Source organism: Stenotrophomonas sp. YJH_SMC_133 (genome assembly GCF_059370655.1).
The window spans coordinates 1-19439 of sequence record NZ_JCAFTW010000006.1 but is presented as its reverse complement, the minus strand read 5'-3'; the positions used below and the strand labels follow the sequence as shown (position 1 = coordinate 19439).

The 19439-nt window shown below is 66.9% G+C and carries 20 protein-coding genes; 8 read left to right on the top strand and 12 right to left on the bottom strand.

From position 1 onward, the window contains the following. Window positions 1-33 precede the first annotated feature (33 nt). From AC5P78_RS09825 to AC5P78_RS09805, 5 genes are all read right to left on the bottom strand, one after another. Window positions 34-798, bottom strand: coding sequence for a Slam-dependent surface lipoprotein (locus tag AC5P78_RS09825; protein ID WP_024956511.1), 765 nt, complete (start codon window positions 796-798; stop codon window positions 34-36). A 53-nt stretch (window positions 799-851) separates the two neighbouring features. Further along, the gene (locus AC5P78_RS09820) at window positions 852-3974 is read right to left on the bottom strand and encodes a TonB-dependent receptor (protein WP_414498343.1); all 3123 of its coding nucleotides are present in this window, start codon (window positions 3972-3974) and stop codon (window positions 852-854) included. Between the two features lie 182 nt (window positions 3975-4156). Beyond that, complete coding sequence (locus AC5P78_RS09815) at window positions 4157-5113, bottom strand: FecR family protein (protein WP_414498342.1); 957 nt, start codon at window positions 5111-5113, stop codon at window positions 4157-4159. An 82-nt stretch (window positions 5114-5195) separates the two neighbouring features. Then, on the bottom strand, window positions 5196-5699 hold the full coding sequence (locus AC5P78_RS09810; protein ID WP_044570308.1) for an RNA polymerase sigma factor: 504 nt from the start codon (window positions 5697-5699) through the stop codon (window positions 5196-5198). Window positions 5700-5884: 185 nt separating this feature from the next. Continuing rightward, entirely contained in the window at window positions 5885-6811 is a 927-nt protein-coding gene (locus tag AC5P78_RS09805; protein WP_024956507.1) for a LysR family transcriptional regulator, read from the bottom strand. 151 nt (window positions 6812-6962) lie between these two features. On the opposite strand from AC5P78_RS09805, the gene AC5P78_RS09800 reads away from it, so the two are divergent. From AC5P78_RS09800 to AC5P78_RS09785, 4 genes are all read left to right on the top strand, one after another. After that, window positions 6963-7829: a pirin family protein gene (locus tag AC5P78_RS09800; protein WP_005409867.1), complete on the top strand. Its 867-nt coding sequence runs from the start codon at window positions 6963-6965 to the stop codon at window positions 7827-7829. Window positions 7830-7901: 72 nt separating this feature from the next. Beyond that, complete coding sequence (locus tag AC5P78_RS09795) at window positions 7902-8582, top strand: hydrolase (protein WP_005409868.1); 681 nt, start codon at window positions 7902-7904, stop codon at window positions 8580-8582. A gap of 53 nt (window positions 8583-8635) precedes the next feature. Further along, the gene (locus tag AC5P78_RS09790) at window positions 8636-9277 is read left to right on the top strand and encodes a hydrolase (protein WP_065183962.1); all 642 of its coding nucleotides are present in this window, start codon (window positions 8636-8638) and stop codon (window positions 9275-9277) included. Window positions 9278-9361: 84 nt separating this feature from the next. Further along, a complete protein-coding gene (locus AC5P78_RS09785) occupies window positions 9362-9760 on the top strand; it encodes an OsmC family protein (protein ID WP_414498348.1) in 399 nt (132 codons plus the stop codon). 42 nt (window positions 9761-9802) lie between these two features. Here AC5P78_RS09785 and AC5P78_RS09780 read toward each other — a convergent pair whose 3' ends face one another. The 6 genes from AC5P78_RS09780 to AC5P78_RS09755 all read right to left on the bottom strand — a co-directional run bounded on the left by AC5P78_RS09780 (window position 9803) and on the right by AC5P78_RS09755 (window position 16586). Then, window positions 9803-10132: a hypothetical protein gene (locus AC5P78_RS09780; RefSeq protein ID WP_005409871.1), complete on the bottom strand. Its 330-nt coding sequence runs from the start codon at window positions 10130-10132 to the stop codon at window positions 9803-9805. Between the two features lie 97 nt (window positions 10133-10229). After that, entirely contained in the window at window positions 10230-11975 is a 1746-nt protein-coding gene (locus AC5P78_RS09775) for a putative porin (RefSeq protein ID WP_414498340.1), read from the bottom strand. A 42-nt stretch (window positions 11976-12017) separates the two neighbouring features. Further along, window positions 12018-12683, bottom strand: coding sequence for a cell envelope integrity protein TolA (gene tolA / locus AC5P78_RS09770; RefSeq protein WP_005409873.1), 666 nt, complete (start codon window positions 12681-12683; stop codon window positions 12018-12020). Window positions 12684-12722: 39 nt separating this feature from the next. Then, window positions 12723-13136, bottom strand: coding sequence for an ExbD/TolR family protein (locus tag AC5P78_RS09765; protein WP_005409874.1), 414 nt, complete (start codon window positions 13134-13136; stop codon window positions 12723-12725). Window positions 13137-13146: 10 nt separating this feature from the next. Continuing rightward, entirely contained in the window at window positions 13147-14931 is a 1785-nt protein-coding gene (locus tag AC5P78_RS09760) for a DUF2341 domain-containing protein (protein ID WP_414498339.1), read from the bottom strand. Window positions 14932-14969: 38 nt separating this feature from the next. Further along, window positions 14970-16586 (bottom strand): ShlB/FhaC/HecB family hemolysin secretion/activation protein, encoded by a 1617-nt coding sequence (locus AC5P78_RS09755; RefSeq protein WP_049470199.1) that lies wholly within the window; start codon window positions 16584-16586, stop codon window positions 14970-14972. A 201-nt stretch (window positions 16587-16787) separates the two neighbouring features. On the opposite strand from AC5P78_RS09755, the gene AC5P78_RS09750 reads away from it, so the two are divergent. Continuing rightward, window positions 16788-17123, top strand: coding sequence for a hypothetical protein (locus tag AC5P78_RS09750; protein WP_049396083.1), 336 nt, complete (start codon window positions 16788-16790; stop codon window positions 17121-17123). A 130-nt stretch (window positions 17124-17253) separates the two neighbouring features. Here AC5P78_RS09750 and AC5P78_RS09745 read toward each other — a convergent pair whose 3' ends face one another. Further along, window positions 17254-17715, bottom strand: coding sequence for a general secretion pathway protein (locus AC5P78_RS09745; protein WP_183153471.1), 462 nt, complete (start codon window positions 17713-17715; stop codon window positions 17254-17256). A 103-nt stretch (window positions 17716-17818) separates the two neighbouring features. On the opposite strand from AC5P78_RS09745, the gene gspH reads away from it, so the two are divergent. The 3 genes from gspH to AC5P78_RS09730 are packed head-to-tail and all read left to right on the top strand — an operon-like array spanning window position 17819 to window position 19235. Then, window positions 17819-18265, top strand: a complete 447-nt coding sequence (gene gspH, locus AC5P78_RS09740) for a type II secretion system minor pseudopilin GspH (RefSeq protein WP_049396082.1) — start codon at window positions 17819-17821, stop codon at window positions 18263-18265. An 8-nt stretch (window positions 18266-18273) separates the two neighbouring features. Beyond that, a complete protein-coding gene (gene gspI / locus AC5P78_RS09735; RefSeq protein ID WP_171974439.1) occupies window positions 18274-18624 on the top strand; it encodes a type II secretion system minor pseudopilin GspI in 351 nt (116 codons plus the stop codon). Continuing rightward, a complete protein-coding gene (locus tag AC5P78_RS09730) occupies window positions 18621-19235 on the top strand; it encodes a prepilin-type N-terminal cleavage/methylation domain-containing protein (RefSeq protein ID WP_076740072.1) in 615 nt (204 codons plus the stop codon). Before gspI ends, AC5P78_RS09730 begins: the two co-directional genes overlap by 4 nt. Window positions 19236-19439: the final 204 nt, after the last annotated feature.

The window sequence follows — 19439 nt, the reverse complement described above, 5'->3', positions numbered from 1 at the left end:
TGTCCCTGCCCTGCCCCGTCAGGGGCGTGGCAATCAGTTCTTGCTGCCGCCGAAGGCGGTGTCGTACTGGCTGTTGCCGGCGAAGGTGGCGATGCCGGCCAGGGTGGCGGCGTTGGCGCCGAAGAACTGGCCCTGGGTGGTGCCGTTGACGCTGCCATTGACGTTGGCCGAACCGGCGAACGATGCATCGGCACTGTTGATGTTGGCAACGATGGCCAGGGTCAGGCCATTGCCGGACAGCGCACCATCCAGGGTGCCGGCGCCGAAGTCGGCGTCGAAGGTGCCGCTCAGCAGGTTGCTGCCGTTGAACTTGTTCAGGCCGGCCACGGTGTAGGACGCCACGCCGGCGGGCAGCGTGGTGCCGGCGCGGTCGCCAACGAAGTAGACCTGGCGGTTGTTGAAGCCACCGGCGGCGCCATCCTTGGACCATTCGCCAAACCAGACATCACCACTGCCGACCTTGACGAAGTTGAAGTGGCCCATGCCGGCGTGGCTGCCCGGTGCGCCGGTGATCGGCATGGCCAGGGTACGTACCGTCACGCCATTGACGGTGGTGGGTGCCGAGTAGGCGCTCAGGCCCTGGAAGTCCACCGGCTTGGCCTGGGACACGGTACCGACACCGATGCCGGCCTTGCCAGCGCGGTGCGGGCCGCCATTGACCTGCGATTCGCCAACCGCCACGTACAGCTCGGCATCGGTCCTGGCACTGGCGGCACCGACGATATCGGCAGCATGCGCGGCACCGACCAGAGCCAGCGAGGCGGCAACGGCGAGCACCGAACGGGAGATCATTTTCATGGTATTGCTCCTTGGTTGAGGGAACTACGGGTACAACGCTTGAAGGTGGGAGATCAGAAGCGCGCGGTGACGCCGAGCTTCAGGGTGCGACCCGGGGCTGGCAGCGTGGACCGCGTGGCTGGATCGACGTAGTAGCGGTTGCCGAGGTTGCTGCCGACCAGTTCGACGCTGGCATGTTCGTTGAAGCGCCAGCGCGCATAGGCATCGACAGTGGTGATGTTTCCCCAGGTGAACGGCACGTTCTGCCAGAGCAGGCCGCTGCCGCCGCTCAGCAGGCGATCACGGTAGGCCTGCAGGTCAGGGTTCTCGTGCCGCTGGTAGTGCACGATGCGGCTGCCCAGCTCCAGGCGCTCATCGAACAGGCGGGTGCCCAGCGACCCGTTGATCGACAGCTTGGGGATGGCCTGGGTCAGCAGGTAGCCACCGACGAAACCATCCTGCACGCAGTTCGGAACCAGGCCGCGGTTCGCGTCCAGGAGCACCGCCGTGCTCTCGTCACACACCTCGTTTTCCAGCGTGCGGGTGATGCCCAGATCGGTGAAGAAGCGCCGATTGTCGAAGCGGGCCTGCAGTTCGATGCCACGGATGGTCTGCTTGTCGATGTTGTCGAACAGGAAGTTGCCATCGCGTTCGATCACGTCACGGGTCTTGTGCACGTAGTACGCCAGCTTGACGTCGGCATCGGCGGTGTTGCCGAACAGGGCCGACAGGTTGTGCACGTAGCCCACCTCGTAGTTGTAGGCGTGCTCGGGCTTGAGCGCATGCAGCGGATTGAGGCTGCCGGAGAAGGCGATGGTGCTTTCGAACATGCTCGGGAAGCGCACCGCTTCGCTGTAACGCACGTAGGCACGGGCGGCCGGGGACAGGTGTGCAGTGGCCGAGAAGGTCGGCAGCCAGGCATGGTCGCGGCGGCGGCTGTTGCGTCCATCGACCGGCTGCGACTGTACGCTGTTGCCGATGTTGCAGACCTGGTCGCTGCCGGCGAACACCGGCTGCACGCCGGGAATGGCCGCCACTTCGCCATTGAGGCAGGGATTGCCGGCGCGGGTGTAGTTGCCATCGGCATCGGGCAGCCAGGGCCGCGTGTACCGGACCGGACGCGGCGTCTCGTACGGTGCCAGCAACGCACGGATGCTGTCGTCGATGAACCAGCCCATGCCGCGCTTTTCCCATACTGCGCGGCGTGCTTCCAACGCGTCGATGCGGGCCTGCAGATTGGCGGGACGGGGCGGCAATTCGTTCACGGTGTACTGCGCTTCCTTGCCACCTACGCCCTTGGTGAGCAGCTCGGGGTGCGCCTCGAGGAAATCGTCGAAGGCCCAGTAGCGGCTGTAGCGCACGCCTGCATTGAGGGTGAGGAATTCGACCGGCCGCCACTCCAGGGTCAGGTAGCCTTCACCCTCCTGGCGGCGCCCGGCACGCGGGAACATGCGCCAGCCATCGGTGGTGCCGAAGTACAGATCGCGGGACCCCAGCTTCTCGTACTGCCAGTTGCCGCCCACGGTCAGGTCCAAGGTCGAATGCAGCGCGAAGCGGTTGCTCAGGATCAGGCCGGTGCGGTCATTGCGCGCGTTGGCCAGCGCGGTATTGCGCAGGATCGGGCTGGCGTCCGGATTCCATGCCGGATTACCCACTGCGAAGTTCGGGAAGCCGCCAGCGCTGTAGGTATCGCTTTCCGTTTCCGTGCGCCACAGGTTGGCGTACAGGTCCAGCCAACGACTGCCGGCGGGCTGGAAACGGTATTCCAGGTTCCACGCATCCGAATCGACCCGGCTGAGCGGCCACTGGATGCGGCCGTAGTCGGGGGCCGACAGGATGCGAGACGGCATGATCTCGCCGTAGTGCGACAGCGTGCGCCGCCAGGTCGCCTTCAACTGCTGGTCATCGTTGATCTGCCAGCTGCCTTTGACCAGCCAGGACTCCTGTTCGCTGGAGGTATTGGGCACTTCATCGCCGGGCTTGAAGTAGCGCGCCAGCGTGGTGATGTAGTCGATGCCCTGGTACTCGAACTGCTCGCGCTGGTCCTGTTCGTAGTAGGCGCTGCCCTGGGTCCCGGAGAAGTAGTTGCCGCGCTTGCGCCAGGCGTAGGCGGCCATCAGGTCGACGTTGTCGCCACGCACGCCCAGCGCCAGGCGCCAGGCCTGGTCCTCGCCATCGAAGGGATTGTTGCCACTGCGCGACTTCACCGGCACCACCAGGGTGCGGTCGTCGTAGGGTGAGTTCGGCGAGCCCTGCGGGAAACCCGGCACGGTGCGGTAGTCCTCGCCGGTGTGCAGCCGCGGCAGGCGCGGTGCCACCGCATTGCTGCTGCCTTCGATCTTCAGCTCCCCGCCGAAGCGCTCGCCGGCAGCGACGACGTCATCGACGTCGATGGTCTTGATCACCAGCGCGCCACCGATCCCGCTGTGCACATCACGCACCAGCCCTGGCCCCTTGATGACCTGGATGCCACCAATCAGGTTGGGATCGATGTAGTTGCGGTTGCTGACGCCGTTGTAGCCACGCCAGACCGTGAGCGCCTGTTCGCCGCCGTCGATGCTGACCGGCACCCGCCCGGGCCCCTGGATGCCACGGATGTTGACGTCCAGCGCGCCGCTGTTGCGCGCATCGCCACTGAACACACCGACCAGATCCTTGACCACGTCGGCCGGATTGGAGCCACGGTAACGCTCCACCCGGTCGCGCCCCGAATACGCCGTGGTCATGTCCAGCGCGAACACATCGTCGTAGCCACGCCGATCGCGGGCCTCACCCCCTTCCGACTGAAGGCGACCGGCCACGTCCAGTGTTTCGGTCACCCGCACCCCTTCCCCTTCACCCGCCTCCGCTGCGGCCCGCAGGCTCCAGGTACCGTCCATGCCGCGCTGTGCACGCACGCCGCTGCCGCGCAACAGCTGCTGCAGCGCCTGCATCTGGCTGTACTCACCCTTCACTGCGCTGGAGCGGCGGCCTTCCACCAGGTCGCTGCGGAACACCACCTGCACATCGGCCTGGCGGCCAAAGGCGCGTACGGCATCAGCCAGCGGCTGCTCCGGAATGGTGTACTGCCGCACCGGCGCGACGATCGCCGGCTGCGCCTGCAAGGCCGGCACCCAGGCCAGCGGCAGCAATGCGGTGGAAACAGCCAGGGCCAGAGCGGTGGCGCGACGATGACAGGCGGATGCCGTGGACGGCATGGACGGGAACTCCTCAAGCGTGGCGGAACCACGGGCACATCCGGTGCCGGCGGCATGTCTGGCTTGAGGAGAAACGGTGTTTCGCTCTGGCTATACCTCTATAGACAGCGGGGCACTGCAGTTGCCCACGGTTCTTTCATGTTTTTTTCATGCGACCCGTTCATCCAGGTGCTGGGCGGGCCTCACCACAGCACCAGCGCGCCGCCGGGCAAGCGCTGCACGCGCAGTCCTGCCTCCGCGGCCACCGCGTCGATGGCCGTCTCCGGTTGCTGCAGGTGGAACAGGCCACTGACCCGTACGCTTGCGCCCTGCCCGCCCAGTACCCAGACCGGGGCACGGCGGTAGCGCGCCAGATCGGCGATGGCCTGCGCGGCGGGCTGATCGTCGATCACTACCTCGCCACGCCGCCACGGCGCCATGGTCTCGGCATCTTCCAGCTGCATTGGCTGCAGCCAGCGACCGTCACGGAACACGCGTGACTGCCCGGCATGCAGGCGCTGTACGCTGCCATCGCCAGGGTGCACATCCACTACGCCCTCACTGACCTGGGTCACGACCGTGGTGTCCTGCATCGACACGCTGAAGGCGGTGCCGATGTCACGGATCTGGCCACCGCCGGCCTCGACCTGGAACGGTCGCTGCTCATGCGCCACCTGGAACCAGGCCTGGCCGCGCAGCAGGCGCAGGTGCCGCTGCTGGCCATCGAACGCAACCGCCAATGCGGTACCCGCATCGAGTACGGCGGTGCTGCCGTCCTCCAGCTGCACCACGCGCGGTGCATCGCTGCTGCGCAGGTCACTGTGTGCCAGCAACAGCGCGTGTGGCGCAGCGGCAACCATCAGCACCACTGCGGCTGCACTGGCCAGCAGCCACGGCAGGCGCCGACGCGGTGCGATCGGGCGCAACCCTTGGCGATCAGCCGTCAACCCGGGCAGCGCGGCCAGCACGTCGGGCCCCGCGGCATCCAACCCTTGCCAGAAGGCCTGCTGCTGGCGCCAGGCCAGCGCATGGCGCGGATCGGCCTGCAGCCAGCGCTGCAGGGCTCGTTGCTGGCGTTCCGGCAGCGGGCCTGCACTGCACTGGATCACCCAGCGCAACGCCTGCCTGGCCTGACGCGGCGAGGGTTCGGACGTGGTCATGGTTGTGGCCTGCCGCACCACGAACGGGTGCGCCTTCCTGTTGTGACAACGGCGGGCGCGATCTGCCCACGGCAATCGCCGCTCATCGATGCAGTCCCTGCTGGTGCTGCTGGATCAACAGCGCCGCGCGCAGCACGTGCTTGCCGACCAGGCTCTTGGAGATACCCAGCCGGGCGGCGATTTCGCGCTCGCTCAGGCCCAGGTAGCGGTTGAGCACGAAGCACTCACGCACCTGCGCCGGCAGCGCGAGGATGGTCCGGGTGATCTCGCGCAGTTGTGCCTGGTCCAGCGCCTGCGCCTCGCCGTCGTGGCCCGCCTCGGCCATGTCGAGGGCGTACTCGGCCATGGCACGCCGCTCGCGGGCGTCGGACTGGCTGCGGTTGAGCGCGTGATGGTAGGCCATCCGGTACAGATAGCCGCGCGGCTCCAGGATGGGCGGATCGCCGGGCACGCTGCTGGCCTTCAGGTACAGGTTCTGCAGGGTGTCCTCGGTACTGGCCGGGTCGAGATAGCGCGCGATGAAGCGAGACAACGCACGGCGCTCGCGGATCAGCAGCTCGACCAGCGCCAGGGCATTGGGAGACATAGGTGCCAAGGCCGGACCGGGGAATGATGGGCGTGATGGCGACGGTCCGGACGTGGATTGTGGGCTGCACGGCCGCAGGCGGCAAGCGAAGGCCCGTCGCGCGGCACCAGGATCATCCACGCATGGCGTGGATCTACCAGGCGGTGGCGGATCCAGTAGATCCACGCCATGCGTGGATGGAAGAGCTAGGGTTCCTCCAGCGCCTCGAAGCGTTCGGCGAGGTAATCGATCAGTGCACGCACCGCCGGCAACAGGCCGCGTCGCGACGGGAACACCGCGTGCACGATGCCGTGCTTGGGCACCCACTCCGGCAGCACCGGCACCAGCGCGCCACTGGCCAGTTCGTCACTGATCATCATCCGCGGCAGCATCAGCAACCCCACCCCGGCCACCGCAGCGGTGCGCAACGCAATCATGTCATCGCTGACCAGCCGCGGGCGATGATGCACGCTGGCCAGCACGTCGCCCGGCCCGGTGTATTCCCATACATGCTGCTGGCTGGGCGATGCCAGATCGACGGTCGGCATCATCGCCAGGTCGGCCGGCACCTGCGGCGTGCCCAGCCGCTGCAGCAGCGCCGGACTGGCACTGGTACACCAGACGCGACGCGCCAGCACGCGTACCACCAGGTCGCTGTCCTCCAGTGGCGGCGGCCGCACCCGAATCGCCACGTCCACACCCTCGCCCACCACGTCGACGCGCCGGTTGGTGGCGTCCAGCTGCACCGTCACCTGCGGGTGCTGGGCCAGGAAGTCGGCCAGCATCGGGCCGATGCGCGCGTGCAGGATCGCGATCGGGCACGCCAGGCGGATCGTGCCGCGCGGCTCGGCGCGCGACATCGCAATCGCTTCTTCGGCTGCTTCGGCTTCGACCAGCATCGCCTTGCAGTGGCGGTAGTAGTCCTGGCCGACCTCGGTGACCGAGAAACGCCGGGTCGAGCGCTGGATCAGGCGCACGCCCAACCGTTCCTCCAGCAGCGCGATGCGCCGGCTCAGTTTCGACTTCGGCATGGCCAGCGCCCGACCGGCCTGCGAGAAGCCGCCGTGCTCGACCACCATGGCGAAGTAGAACAGGTCGTTGAGGTCGCAACGGCGGATATCAGCGATGAACACGGGGCGATCTCCTGTGGCGCAAGGCGCGCACCCATTGTTCACCAGATAGGACTATGACGGCAAATATTGGCGTCTACCGGCCCAATTGTCGCGGCGATATCGTCTCCTGCAACGAAGAACAGCGGCCGGCAGCCCCGGCCAGGAGATCGCCATGAAGCGTGTCACCGGTACCTACAGCGCCCCGCGCCCGCACTGGGTGGGCGACGGATTCCCCGCCCGCTCGATGTTTTCCTACAACACCCACGGCCAGCACCTGAGCCCGTTCCTGCTGCTGGACTACGCCGGCCCTTATACCTTCGCCCCCAGCGATACCCCGCGCGGGGTCGGCCAGCATCCGCATCGCGGTTTCGAGACCGTCACCATCGTCTATGAGGGCGAGGTCGCCCACCGCGATTCAACCGGCGCCGGCGGCACCATCGGCCCGGGTGACGTGCAGTGGATGACCGCGGCCTCCGGCATCCTCCACGAGGAGTTCCACACACCGGAGTTCAGCAAGCGCGGCGGCACGCTGGACATGGTCCAGCTGTGGGTGAACCTGCCGGCGCAGGACAAGATGGGTGCACCGGGCTACCAGACCCTGCTCGACGCACAGATCCCCTCGGTTGAACTGCCTGAAGGCGCCGGCCGGGTGCGTGTCATCGCCGGTCGCTTCGACGGTCATGCCGGCCCGGCCCGCACCCACACGCCGATGGATGTCTGGGACATCCGCCTGCGGCAGGGCCACCACGCCGAACTGCCGGTGGCCGATGGCCGCACGCTGGCGCTGGTGGTGCTGAAGGGCACGGTGCGGATCAACGGCGGCCAGCCGGTCGGCGAGGCACAGCTGGTCACCTTCGACCGCAGCGGCGAGGACGTGTTCGTCGACGCCGACAGCGACGCCACCGTGCTGCTGCTCAGCGGTGAACCGATCGACGAGCCGGTGGTGGGCTATGGCCCGTTCGTGATGAACAGCCAAGCCGAGATCGCGCAGGCGGTCAACGACTTCAACAGCGGCCGCTTCGGCCAGATCGCGCACTGATCGTTTCAATGCGGCGGGCATTGGCCCGCCGCACCTTCCGGGCCATCGCCCACCTTCTCCAGGAGACTGACCATGAGTACCCCCGCCAACTTCAACGGTGCCCGCCCGGTGATCGATCCGGACAACGCCGCGATGCTGCTGATCGACCATCAGAGCGGCCTGTTCCAGACCATCGGTGACATGCCGTTCACCAGCGTGCGCGCCCACGCCACCGCGCTGGCGAAGATGGCCACGCTGGCAAAGATGCCAGTGATCACCACCGCCTCTGTTCCGCAGGGCCCGAACGGCCCGCTGATCCCGGAGATCCACGACGCGGCCCCGCATGCCCAGTACGTGGCACGCAAGGGTGAGATCAACGCCTGGGACAACCCGGAATTCGTTGCCGCGGTGAAGGCCACCGGCCGCAAGCAGCTGATCATTGCCGGCACCATCACCAGCGTGTGCATGGCCTTCCCGTCGATCGCCGCCGTTGCCGATGGCTACCAGGTGTTCGCGGTCATCGACGCGTCTGGCACCTACTCGAAGATGGCCGAGGAGATCACCCTGGCCCGCGTGGTGCAGGCCGGCGTGGTGCCGATGGACACCGCCGCGGTGGCCTCGGAGATCCAGCGCACCTGGAACCGCGACGATGCCCAGCAGTGGGCCGAGGTCTACACGAAGATCTTCCCGAACTACCAGCTGCTGATCGAAAGCTACCTGAAGGCGCAGGACGTGCAGAAGAACCACGAACAGCTGGATTCGCAGCGCAGCTGAGTGGCCTTCGTGCCGGCCAGTCGCCGGCTCCCCCCCTGAACAGGAGACCCACCATGTCCAGTGAACCGATCCGCGACCCGGTCAGCGATCATCTGCTGACCCCGCAGAATTCCGCCTTCATCATCATCGACTACCAGCCGGTGCAGGTGAACTCCATCGCCTCGATGGACCGCCAGCTGCTGGTCAACAACATCGTCGGCACCGCGAAAGCCGCCGTCGCCTATGGTTTGCCGATCGTGCATTCGACGGTGAACGTCAAGACCGGCCTGAACAAGCCGCCGATTCCGCAGCTGCGCAAGGTACTGGGTGACTACCCCACCTACGACCGCACCACCATCAACTCCTGGGAGGACGTCGAGTTCCGCAAGGCGGTGGAAGCCACCGGCCGCCGCAAGCTGATCATGACCGCGCTGTGGACCGAGGCGTGCCTGACTTTCCCGGCCCTGGATGCGTTGAAGGAAGGCTATGAGGTGTATGTGGTGGTCGACGCCGTCGGCGGCACCTCGCTGGTCGCGCACGATGCGGCGCTGCGCCGCATCGAACAGGGTGGTGGCCAGCTGATCAGCGTGCCGCAGCTGTTCTGCGAGCTGCAGCGCGACTGGGCCCGTTCGGAAACGGTGCCGGCCTTCATGAACCTCTTCATTGAAACCGGTGGTACGGCAGGCATCCAGTTCTCGTACGATCGTACCGAGTGATTGGATGGCGGCGCCGGTCCTGGCCGGCGCCGCCTTTTGGAGCAGTGGAACATGGCTCGACGCCACAGACAGATGGAGAACGTGATGGCCTACGCACGCATTGTTTCAACCGCCGACAACTACCTGCACCACATCAGCAATGGCACATTCGCCGTGGATGCGGACGAGCCCGCCTCGTTGGGCGGCCAGGGCAAGGGCTTCGCACCGTTCGACCTGTACCTGGCCTCGCTGGCGGCGTGCACCGCCATCACCCTGCGCATGTACGCGCAGCGCAAGGGCTGGGAACTGGGCGAGTTCCATGCCGAGCTGCGTTCGGAACGTGACGCGGATGGTCGCTTCCATGTGCACCGCGTGCTGCATGCCAGCGCCGAGCTGAGCGATGCGCAGTGGCAGCGGTTGCTGGAGGTGGTGGAAAAGACCCCGGTGACCCTGGTGATGCGCGAGGGTGTGCGCATCACCAGTGAGCGTGGGGCTGCAGCGTAACCCCATCCACGCATGGCGTGGATCTACTGTAGAGGCGAAAGCTCAGCGCCGTGAATGCAGCACGGTGCGCTGGCGCATCGCGTTGAATTCCTGCTCCACCTGCTGGATGTCTTCGGCCTGGAAACCGGCCGCATCCAGCAGCTGGTCGGCGGCAGCGGCGGCCAGCGGATCATCGTCACGCTGGCGCCAGCAGCGCGCCGGCAGGAAATAGCCCACCTCGCTGCGCCCGCGCATGATCACCACCGGCCGGCCTGCATACAGCAGGAACTCGGCCAGGTGCTGGCGCAGGCCCTCGACGGAAACATAGGCCGGCCCAACACCCAGCATCTGGCTGGACGGTTCGGGACTCTCGAACAGCTTGCGACGGCTCATCCACTCCTCCTTTTGAACAACGCGTGGTCTCCTTTCCTTAGACGGGCGCATCGCTGCGCCCCCGCCACGCACTACGTGATCCGCATCACGCCGCCACTCAGAAGCCGGTGTTGAACTCCAGCTGGAACACGTCGATCGACAGCGGCGCACCGGACACTTCCTTGGCCGCCATCCACTTGCCGCTGATCCAGCTGCGCGCGTCCAGCGCGTAGGCACCGCCCACGTAGTAGCCGCGGGCGTTGGTACCGCCCAGGTGGAAGTTCGGATCGTTGTAGGCGTCCGGCAGCGCATCGGCCTCGATGTGCTTGTAGCCCAGCAGCGCCTGCCACTGACCCTTCTCCTTCAGCTCGGTGGCTCCGAAGGTGGCCTGCACCATCCAGGCGGTGTCGCCGCTGCGGAAGGTGTCGATGCTGGCGGTACCGCCGGCGCCGTAGTTGTTGACGATGCCGTTCTGGGCGCGGCTGAACATGGCCTGCTTGTCGTAGGCCAGGTTGCGGATGTAATCGCCGTCCAGGCGCAGACCGACGCCCTGTGCCAGCTGCGTGTCCCAACGCAGGTTCAAGGTAGCCAGGCGGAAGGCCGAGGCCAGGCCGACGTACTGCGGGGTCGGCGTGTTGGCCGGGTCCAGCGGATTGCGCGCGATGTCGCGGATCAGCATCAGGGTGTTGCCCTTCTGCATGAACGCCGGGCGCGACCAGTCGGTGTCACAGCCCACCGCACCCGCGTACAGGGCGCACGGTGAGGACAGGCGGCCGCTGATGTTCTTGAAGTCGTAGTAGCCCAATGCAGCGCGCAACGTATTCTCGTCATTGAAGCGCCAGTTCACACCTACCTGGGCACCGGACAGCCACTTGTTCTCGTTCGGAGTCTTGACCTTGCTCTGGCTCGGCGAGCTGTCGGAGGTGTACTCCAGCGGCACCACCGCGAGGTTGCCGAACAGGTCGAGGTCGCCATCGTCGAAGTCATACTTCAGGTTCGCGGCCAGGCCATCGAAGTTGAGGTCGTTGGAGAACAGCGTGTCGCTGGTCCAGAACGGATTGCCGAAGCGGCCGCCGCGCACCGTCACCCAGTCAGCCGGGCTGTAGGCCAGCCAGGCCTGGTCCAGCCACACGTCCTTCTTGCTCAGGCCGCCACCCAGCTGCTCGGTGGTCGACACCGGGCCATTGCTGCTGCCGCTGGCCAGGCGCACGCCGGCCGTGGTGTGCTGGCCAATGGTTGCCTCGATGCCCAGGCGGGCGCGGATGCGCCACAGGTTGCGGCGGTCCTGGCGGGTGTTCAGCAGTGGCGGCAGCTGCAGGTTGGTGTTGGTGTTGGTGTCGAAGCCGTTGCCGGAATTGATCGACGACCAGTTGCTCACGATGTCGCTGTTGCGTTCGGAGAAGAAGCGCGACTCGCTGCGCACGCGCATGTCACCAGTGACCTTGATGCGCTTGGTCCATTCGGCCACTTCGTTCGGTGCCGCCCAGCCTTCCGACCTGGCCTGCGCCATCACATCCTGGCGCACTTCGTCACGAATGCCGTCGCGCACGCTCTGCGGGACGTAGGGCACGCGCACGTCGCCAGCCTCCAGGGCCACGCCACCGCTCGCCGCGGTGCTGCCCGTGGCTGCAGTGCGCTGTGCGGCCGCTGCTTCAGCCTCCGCCTGCACCAGCAATGCCTGGCCGTCTTCGGGCTTCAGCGCACCGCTGGCGATCAGGCCCTTGATCAGCTTGACCATGGTCGTTTCGGCGGCCATCGCACCGGCCGGGGCGGCCAGGCTGAGCAGCACGGCGCAGCACAGCAGCGCCCGTCGGGCCGGCCGCGGGCGGCGGGAGTCGGTTCGTGCGCGGACGTGGTCGTTCATCATGGTTCTCATCGAAAGAAGGGAAATCACGGAGGTCGGGAATCAGGCCCCGGGCCGGCGGCCCTGGATCAGCACGCGGGCGGGGAAATCGAGCGACGGCGGCGGTGCCTGGTCGACCTTGCCGATGCGTCGCAGCGCATCGAGCACGGCCGCGTCGGCCTCCTCGTTGCCACTGCCGCGCACCAGCTCGACCTTTTCCAGGCGGCCATCGTTGGCCAGCCACACATTCACCTGCAGCTGGAACGCCAGGCGCTTGACCTTGTCATCGCGCGAGATCGCCTGCTGCATCAGGTAGCCCAGGTAGCGGCCGTAGGTAGCGTTGCCGGCGCCACCACGGCCAACGCCGGACGAACCGCCGCCACTGCCGGACTGGATACCGAAGTTGTCACCACCGGCCTGCGCATCGGCATTCATCGTTACCGGGTCGGCATTGTCCGGAGTCGGGGTCGGCTCTTCGGCCGGCGTCGGCTGATCCAGCGGCTCCGGCTCGGGAATGGTCTCTTCCGGCGGCGTTTCGGGTTCCGGCGGCTTTTCCGGTGGTGGCGGCGGCGGCGGAGGGGGCGGCGGCAGCGCCAGCATCGGCGGCTGCACCACCGGCCGACGGGTACTGGCAGTGTCCCTGAACAGCATCCACCACACGGCGATGCCGAGCACCAGCAACGCGGCCAGCACCAGCGCGACGGTCACCAGCAACTGGCGGCCGCGCATGCCGGGCTCCGGCCGAGGGGGTTGATGGGCCGTCATGCCTCAGCCCTGCGCCTTGCCGGTGACCAGGCCGACCTGGGCCAGCTCCAGCCGCCGCAGCAGGTCCAGCACCTCGACCACGCGGGCGTACTGCACCTGCGCATCACCGCGCACGATCACCGGGAAATCCGGCGTGGTCGCGCGCTCGGTGCGCAGCCGGTCTTCCAGTTCGGCCATCGTCACCGGGTAGGCATCCAGGAACACCTGTCCACTGGGGTCGATGGTGATCGCCTTGGTCTTCGGCTTCTCCAGCGCGACGCTGTTGCTGGCCTTCGGCAGGTTGACCTCGATGCCGGGGATGGAGGCGTTGCTGGTCAGGATGAAGATCACCAGCACCACCAGCAGCACGTCGACGAAGGGCGTCACGTTGATACCCTTCTCGCGCTTCTTGATGCCGAACTTCGCCTTCTGGCCCATGGTGCGCCCCTCAGCCTTGGACCGCGGCCGGGCCGCGCCCGTCCTGCTCTTCGGCCAGGCGCGCGGCGAACTCGTCGATGAACACTGCCATGTCCGCACCGATCGCTTCGGCACGCGCGCCCAGGTAGTTGTAGCCGAACAGCGCCGGGATCGCGACGCCGAGGCCGGCAGCGGTACACAGCAGCGCCGCCGCCATGCCGGGCGCCACCGAATTGATGTCCACCGCGCCAGCCATTGCCGCCACCACGAACACCAGCATGATGCCGATCACGGTACCGAACAGGCCCACGTACGGCGCGCCTTCGATGGTGGTCGACAGCCAGTTCATGCGCCGCGCCATCGCTTCCTGCTCGCGCACCATCACCGCATCCATCGAGGCGCGGATCGCCGCAATGGTGGCGCCACTGAGATAACCACTATTGCCGTCGCGCTGGTGGCGCTGCTGCATTTCATCGATGGCCACCTGGTAGATGCGCCACAGCGAACCGTCGTGCATCGCGGTGGGTGCCTTTCCCTGGCGGTCCATGTCGGACAGGGTGCGCAGCGGCACACCCGACAGCTTGCCGAAGCTCTCGGTGAACACTGCATTGGCCTTGCTGGTACGGCCGAAGTGCCGCCCCTTGGCGATCATGATCGCCCACGACAGCAGCATCATCAGGCCGAGGATGGCGACCACCACCCAGGCGTCGAACGGCATCGCCTTGAGGATGAAGGCGAAGTGGCTCTGCCCGGCGGACTGTTCGTCGGCGCCGTAGCTGATCAGGCGCGAGTCGGCGCCCTGCGCAGTGGCATCGGCCAGCAGCAGCGCGGCCGGTCGTGCCACGCGCGAAATACGCAGCTCATCCAGCGCGCCTTCGAAGCTGGCCAGCGGCTGCACCGCGCCCGGCGCATCGGCGCCCACCACCGGCGCGGTGGTCAGCGCCGGCAGCTCGCCGCTCAGCTGGGCGACCACGCGGCCATTGAGGTACAACTGCAGTGCACCCTTCTCTGCGGTCAGCGCGACATGCGCCCACTGCCCTTCCGGAATCGGCTGCGCCAGCGTGCTGCGCTGGCCATTGAGCTGCACGAACGGCACCCGGTTTTCGATACCCAGCACCAGTTCGGACGCACCGTCGCGACGCGCGTAGATCGCCTGTGCAGCGTTGTTGCTGCCTGGCTTGATCCAGGCCGAAACAGTGAGCGGCGCGCCCGCCTCCTGCGCAAGCGATGCGCTGGCCGGCAGCGGCAGCGGGGCTGCACCCAACTGAACGCCGCGGCCGATCACCGAGCCTTCCGATGGCGGCACCACGGCACCGGCATTGTTGCCATAAGCGGTGGCGTCGCGTGCCGGCGCATTGGCCTCGGCGAAGTGGTAGACCAGCGTATAGTCCGGATCGAACACCTGCTGGCCGTTGCCGCTGGCGGGGGCCTTTTCATTGCCGTAGTACATCCAGATCGTCTGCGGTGCCGCAGCGCTGACCGCCGGCACGTCCACCCAGACCAGGGCCAGGCCCAGCTTGGGATCGAACTGTTCGATCTGGTGGGCCAGCACGGTGCGGCCATCACCCGAGACAAAGCGCAGGTCGTTGCCCGCATCCTGGGTGCCGTCGAAGCCGAAGTTGCCGGTGTGCAGGCGCAGCAGCAGCGGCGTGCGACCCGGATCACCGGCCAGGCCCGCGCCCTGCGGGCCGGCGTCGACAGTGATCGGCTTGCGGTACTTCCATTCGGCCTGCCACCAATTGGCATCGGCCGCAGCGACCGGCAGCGCAACCAGCGCGGCCAGCAGCAACAACACTCGGGAAAGCAAACGGTCCATGCGAAGGGTCTCCGGAGAACGCATGTTCAAGGGAAGGGTCAGTAACTGGTGCTGATGTTGAAATGCAGGCGTGGGTCGTCCTTGCGCGTGACCGGGCCATCGGCATACGGCCAGGCGTAGTCCAGGCGCAGTTGGAGGTGTTCACCCAGGCGCAGCTGCGCGCCCAGACCGACCGAGGCCAGGTTGTACTTGTCGCGCTGTTCGGGCAGCGGCTGGCGCAGGCGCAGGTAGGCCGCGTCGGCAAAGCTGTAGACACGCAGGTCGGTGCCGCTCCACAGCGACCACGCAGGCGTGCGCCATTCCAGGCTGGCCAGGCCGCCGTAATCGCCGATCGCCTCGGCCGACAGATAGCCGCGCACGGTGTACATGCCACCAGCGGCGAACTGCTCTGCCGACACCAGCGGCGCATCGGTCACCTGCAACGAGCCGCGTGCATACCACTGCCAGTCGCTGCTGAACGTGTGCGTGTTGGCGACTTCCGCCTTGAACGCGACAAAACTGGGGTCTGCCCAGTAGCGCTTCTGCCCGAACCCGATGGCATCACTGCCATAGCCGAACAGCCGACGGGTACCGGCCACCAGCTGCGTATTGATACTCAACTGATCCTGCTCGCCCTGGCGCACACCGACAAACCCCAGGGTGATCGGCGCGTACTTCAGCGGCGTCTTCAGGCTCTCCTTGCCCATCTGCGTGTCTTCCTCGGTGTCCTTGAAGTCCACGCCGAGGCTGAGCTGGCGCCACCACTGGCTGCTGCCGGCCAGTCGATAGTTGAGTTTGAGACCGATCGAATGGCCGTTGCCGATCACATTGGTTCCGGTGCCGGTACCGACCTGTCCGCCCGCGTTCAGCACGCGGCTGTCGGACTTGTAGCCGGAACCTTCCAGGCTCCACGGCGTGCCTTCGAACGGCATCGTGTACGAGGCCGAGAACACCTTGGCCTGCTTTGTATCTTCCGGCGCCAGGTACACGCCGATGTTGGCGCTGTGCCCCCGCTTCCACAGGTTGTCGTAGGCCAGCGACGCACTCAGGCGCAGCTTCTCGGTGTCGGCGCTGTGGTCGTTGTTGAGTGACGCGCTGGCACGCCACGGCGACTTCTCTTCGACCTGCAGGTCCACATCCATCGTGCCCGGCACCTGGCCTTCGCGCACCAGCGGCATCACCTGGCGACGCCCGCCCTCATTCAGTGCGGTCAGTTCCTTCTGCGCCTGGTCGAAGTCCGGCACCTTGCCCTCGGCAAGTGCCGGTACGCGTTCGCGGATGCGTTCGGGCGATTCGTGCTTCGTCCCCACGACCCGCAGCTGGCCAATCGGTGTCTGCTGTACCTTCAGCAGCACCACGCCGCCACTGACCTGCTGCTCGGGCAACTCCACGTAGACCGACTGGTACCCCGCCTGCTGGTACAGCGCATTGACGGCATCGCGTGCCTTCTCGACATCGGCCAGGGTCTTTCCCGGACCGAGGAAGGGCTCGACCGCGCGTTCGATCTGGCGCGGATCGAGCACGGTGTTGCCGCGCACGATGTACTCATTGATGTTCACGCTGGGCGCGGGTGCCGCCTCCTGCGCGAACAGCGGCAGCGGCAGCGCCGCCAGGGCCAGCACCAGCGGATGCAGGCGCAGCGGGAGGCGGACGGCTCGGCACGGAACAGGAGTCATCGAAGGCATCGCGTCGTATCGAAGGAAAGGGCCATGGAGCGGCGCGTGGGTCTACCAACAGGACGTGTACGTCGCGTCAAAACCGCCAACAGTTTTGTGACAGCACTGTCATCTTTTGACGGCACCGCAACGTACGCAGGCGGACCCTGCCTTCTCCACACGTCTTCATTGCAGAACGTCGATTGCTGCGGAAGATTCGAGATGCGTGAATCACTGATGGTGGAACTGCGCGCTGCCCTCGCCCTTGCCTTGCTGCTGGTGTTGGCCCCGGTGCGCGCCGACGAGGCGAAGAAGCAGGAAGACGCCGCGCCCTGCATCGAAGTACAGGTCAATGGCGAGCGCATTCCGGCCTGGGACTGCCTGCAGCGCAAGTTGGCGCCGGCATCGAAAGCAGCGAAGTCACCGGCATTGCCGGAGGCCGAACGGCTGATGCGGCAGCCGGGCAACCAGCTGATGCAGTACAACCTCGAAGGCACGCGACAGCGCATGGGCGATGCCTTTGGTCGTTCGGTGGTACCGCAGCGTCCGGCGCGATGAGCCTGCGCGGCCGTAGGGCCGAGCCCACGCCTGGCAGGATTTGAAGGGTCGAGCTATCGCTCGGCAGGATTCTGTAGAGTCGAGCCAGGCTCGACTGTTCTTCCAGACGCAGCCGAGCGTAGGCTCGGCACTACGGTGCCGCGGGCACGATGCCATCGCTCGGCACGGGCGGCAGCCCAGGCACCGGCAGGCTGCGCAACTGCCCCGCCTGGTTCAGCTCCACCGCGTTGGCGCTGATGCTGGCGAGAACCGTGCAGGGCCCCAACCGCTGGCCCGGCACGTAGGCTTCGGCAGGACGGCCATCCACCGAAAGCAGCGCCAGTGGCGCGTGGTCGCCGGCCATCACGCCCAGCACGACCACCTCGGTCTGCACCGCACCGGGGGACAGCAACCGCACCAGCGGCAGGCTGGCCACTGCATCGAACAGGGGGCGTGCAGGGGCCTCTGCGTGCGTTTCGCTGGCCGCCGCCGTCGGTGTCACCGCAGACAGGGTCACGCCCCAATAGGCCACCACCGCCAGCAGCAGCGTCGCCGCCAGCAGGGTCAGTATGCGATTGCGATCCCAGCACCTGCCATCCATGTTCCGCACCATCGCCACGTTCGTGTCTGCCCACGCTAGCAGCTGCCGCTGACGCTTTTGTTTCATCATGCAGGCCTACGCTGGCAGGCATCGACCTGGACAGGAGGCAACGTCGATGCAGCACGTGCCGCGTGGTTTCACCCTGCTGGAACTGATGGTGGTGCTGGTGATCATCGGCATCTGCACGGCGGGCATCGGCCTGGGCCTGGGCAGCCTGCTCGACCCGGGCCGGCAGCTGCGACAGGAAGCTGAACGGCTGGCGCAGCGCCTGCAGGTGGCGCGCGACGAGGCGCGCATCGATGGCCGCCCCCTGCGCTGGCAGGCCGACGCCGCCGGCTACCGCTTCAGCCGCCGCGAGGGCACCCGCTGGGTTGACGTGCAGCGCGATGACCTTCTGCGTCCGCAGCAATGGCAACCGGCGGGTATCGCGGTGCAACCGACCACGCCGATTGAACTGAGCCCGGAGTGGATCGGCGTGGCGTGGGAGCTGAGGCTGTCGTTGCAGGGTCGCCAGCTGCGTCTTCGTGATGATGGCAGCGGACAGTTGCAGGTCGTGCAGTGAAGCGGAACATGCGCGGGTTCACCCTGATCGAAGTGCTGATCGCATTGGCGATCGTTTCGATTGCGCTGGCGGCGGTGATGCGTTCGGTGGCGGTGGCGACCGATGATCAATCGCGCCTGCGCGACCGTCGGCTGGCACTGATGTGTGCGCAGGACCGCTGGCAGGAGCTGCGCCTGGCCGGGCAGCCGCCGCAGGATGCACGGCAGCGCTGCGTGCAGGGGCGCAGCAGTTTCCTGGTGCTGCAGCATATCGGCACAGGGAGTGACGGACAGCCACAACTGGAACTCAGCGTGGTGGCCGAAGATGCGCCGCGGCAATCGCTGGCGCGGATGCAGCTGCCGTGGACGGCGGCGCAATGAAGCATTCCGCAGCAGGTTTCACCCTGATCGAGGTGATGATCGCGATCACCATCATGGGCGTGCTGGCACTGATCTGCTGGCGTGCGCTGGACAGCTTGGCCAGCAGCGACCAACGCCTGCGCCGGGCCGATGCCGAGACCACGACGGCGCTGCGCGTGCTGCAGCAGTTCCAGCGCGACATCGAGATGCGTGCCGACGACGCGCTGATGAACGGCGCAGTGCGCCCGGCGGATCAGCCTCAGCGCCTGCTACCCCCTTCACTGGTGAGCGAACGGCATCCGGATGGAAGCTTCGCGCTGGAGATCACCCGCAGCTTGGGCAGCGACGGGTTGCGCTGGCAACGTGTTCGCTGGTGGCGACAGGGAAGCACGCTGTGGCGGGCCAGTGGCGCTGCGACGGATCGCTACCCCTTGCCCGCACCGGATCCGTCAAAGGGGATCGCGGTGGCGCAGGATGTGCAGCGATTCGAGGTACGCGCCTGGCAGCCGGGCGCCGGGTGGGCGATGTTGCCCAGCGACGGCGAAGTGCTACCGGCCACCGGACTCGAGCTGCGGTTGGGACTGCGCGATGGGCGTGGGCCGTTGAGTTACCGGCGGGTGCTGGAGCTTTAGAATTCCTTCCAGGCAAAGCATCCACGCATGGCGTGGATTTACTGCCGAGCGGCTTCTACTGCCGGGCCTGCCCTGGTGGGTGCCGACCGTTGGTCGGCACTGAGGCTGGCCCAGCCATCCACGCATGGCGTGGATCTACTGCCGAGCGGCTTCTACTGCCCGGCCTGCCCTGGTGGGTGCCGACCGTTGGTCGGCACTGAGGCT

Excerpts from the sequence above, each read along its gene's own strand:
- AC5P78_RS09790 (WP_065183962.1), top strand. The coding sequence starts at position 8,636 with ATGTCCAGTGAACCGATCCGCGACCCGGTCAGCGATCATCTGCTGACC.
- AC5P78_RS09760 (WP_414498339.1), bottom strand. The coding sequence starts at position 14,931 with ATGGACCGTTTGCTTTCCCGAGTGTTGTTGCTGCTGGCCGCGCTGGTT.
- gspI (WP_171974439.1), top strand. The coding sequence starts at position 18,274 with ATGCGCGGGTTCACCCTGATCGAAGTGCTGATCGCATTGGCGATCGTT.
- AC5P78_RS09780 (WP_005409871.1), bottom strand. The coding sequence starts at position 10,132 with ATGAGCCGTCGCAAGCTGTTCGAGAGTCCCGAACCGTCCAGCCAGATG.
- AC5P78_RS09730 (WP_076740072.1), top strand. The coding sequence starts at position 18,621 with ATGAAGCATTCCGCAGCAGGTTTCACCCTGATCGAGGTGATGATCGCG.
- AC5P78_RS09755 (WP_049470199.1), bottom strand. The coding sequence starts at position 16,586 with ATGACTCCTGTTCCGTGCCGAGCCGTCCGCCTCCCGCTGCGCCTGCAT.
- AC5P78_RS09810 (WP_044570308.1), bottom strand. The coding sequence starts at position 5,699 with ATGTCTCCCAATGCCCTGGCGCTGGTCGAGCTGCTGATCCGCGAGCGC.
- gspH (WP_049396082.1), top strand. The coding sequence starts at position 17,819 with ATGCAGCACGTGCCGCGTGGTTTCACCCTGCTGGAACTGATGGTGGTG.
- tolA (WP_005409873.1), bottom strand. The coding sequence starts at position 12,683 with ATGCGCGGCCGCCAGTTGCTGGTGACCGTCGCGCTGGTGCTGGCCGCG.
- AC5P78_RS09765 (WP_005409874.1), bottom strand. The coding sequence starts at position 13,136 with ATGGGCCAGAAGGCGAAGTTCGGCATCAAGAAGCGCGAGAAGGGTATC.
- AC5P78_RS09745 (WP_183153471.1), bottom strand. The coding sequence starts at position 17,715 with ATGGTGCGGAACATGGATGGCAGGTGCTGGGATCGCAATCGCATACTG.
- AC5P78_RS09795 (WP_005409868.1), top strand. The coding sequence starts at position 7,902 with ATGAGTACCCCCGCCAACTTCAACGGTGCCCGCCCGGTGATCGATCCG.
- AC5P78_RS09825 (WP_024956511.1), bottom strand. The coding sequence starts at position 798 with ATGAAAATGATCTCCCGTTCGGTGCTCGCCGTTGCCGCCTCGCTGGCT.
- AC5P78_RS09800 (WP_005409867.1), top strand. The coding sequence starts at position 6,963 with ATGAAGCGTGTCACCGGTACCTACAGCGCCCCGCGCCCGCACTGGGTG.
- AC5P78_RS09775 (WP_414498340.1), bottom strand. The coding sequence starts at position 11,975 with ATGAACGACCACGTCCGCGCACGAACCGACTCCCGCCGCCCGCGGCCG.
- AC5P78_RS09820 (WP_414498343.1), bottom strand. The coding sequence starts at position 3,974 with ATGCCGTCCACGGCATCCGCCTGTCATCGTCGCGCCACCGCTCTGGCC.
- AC5P78_RS09815 (WP_414498342.1), bottom strand. The coding sequence starts at position 5,113 with ATGACCACGTCCGAACCCTCGCCGCGTCAGGCCAGGCAGGCGTTGCGC.
- AC5P78_RS09750 (WP_049396083.1), top strand. The coding sequence starts at position 16,788 with ATGCGTGAATCACTGATGGTGGAACTGCGCGCTGCCCTCGCCCTTGCC.
- AC5P78_RS09785 (WP_414498348.1), top strand. The coding sequence starts at position 9,362 with ATGGCCTACGCACGCATTGTTTCAACCGCCGACAACTACCTGCACCAC.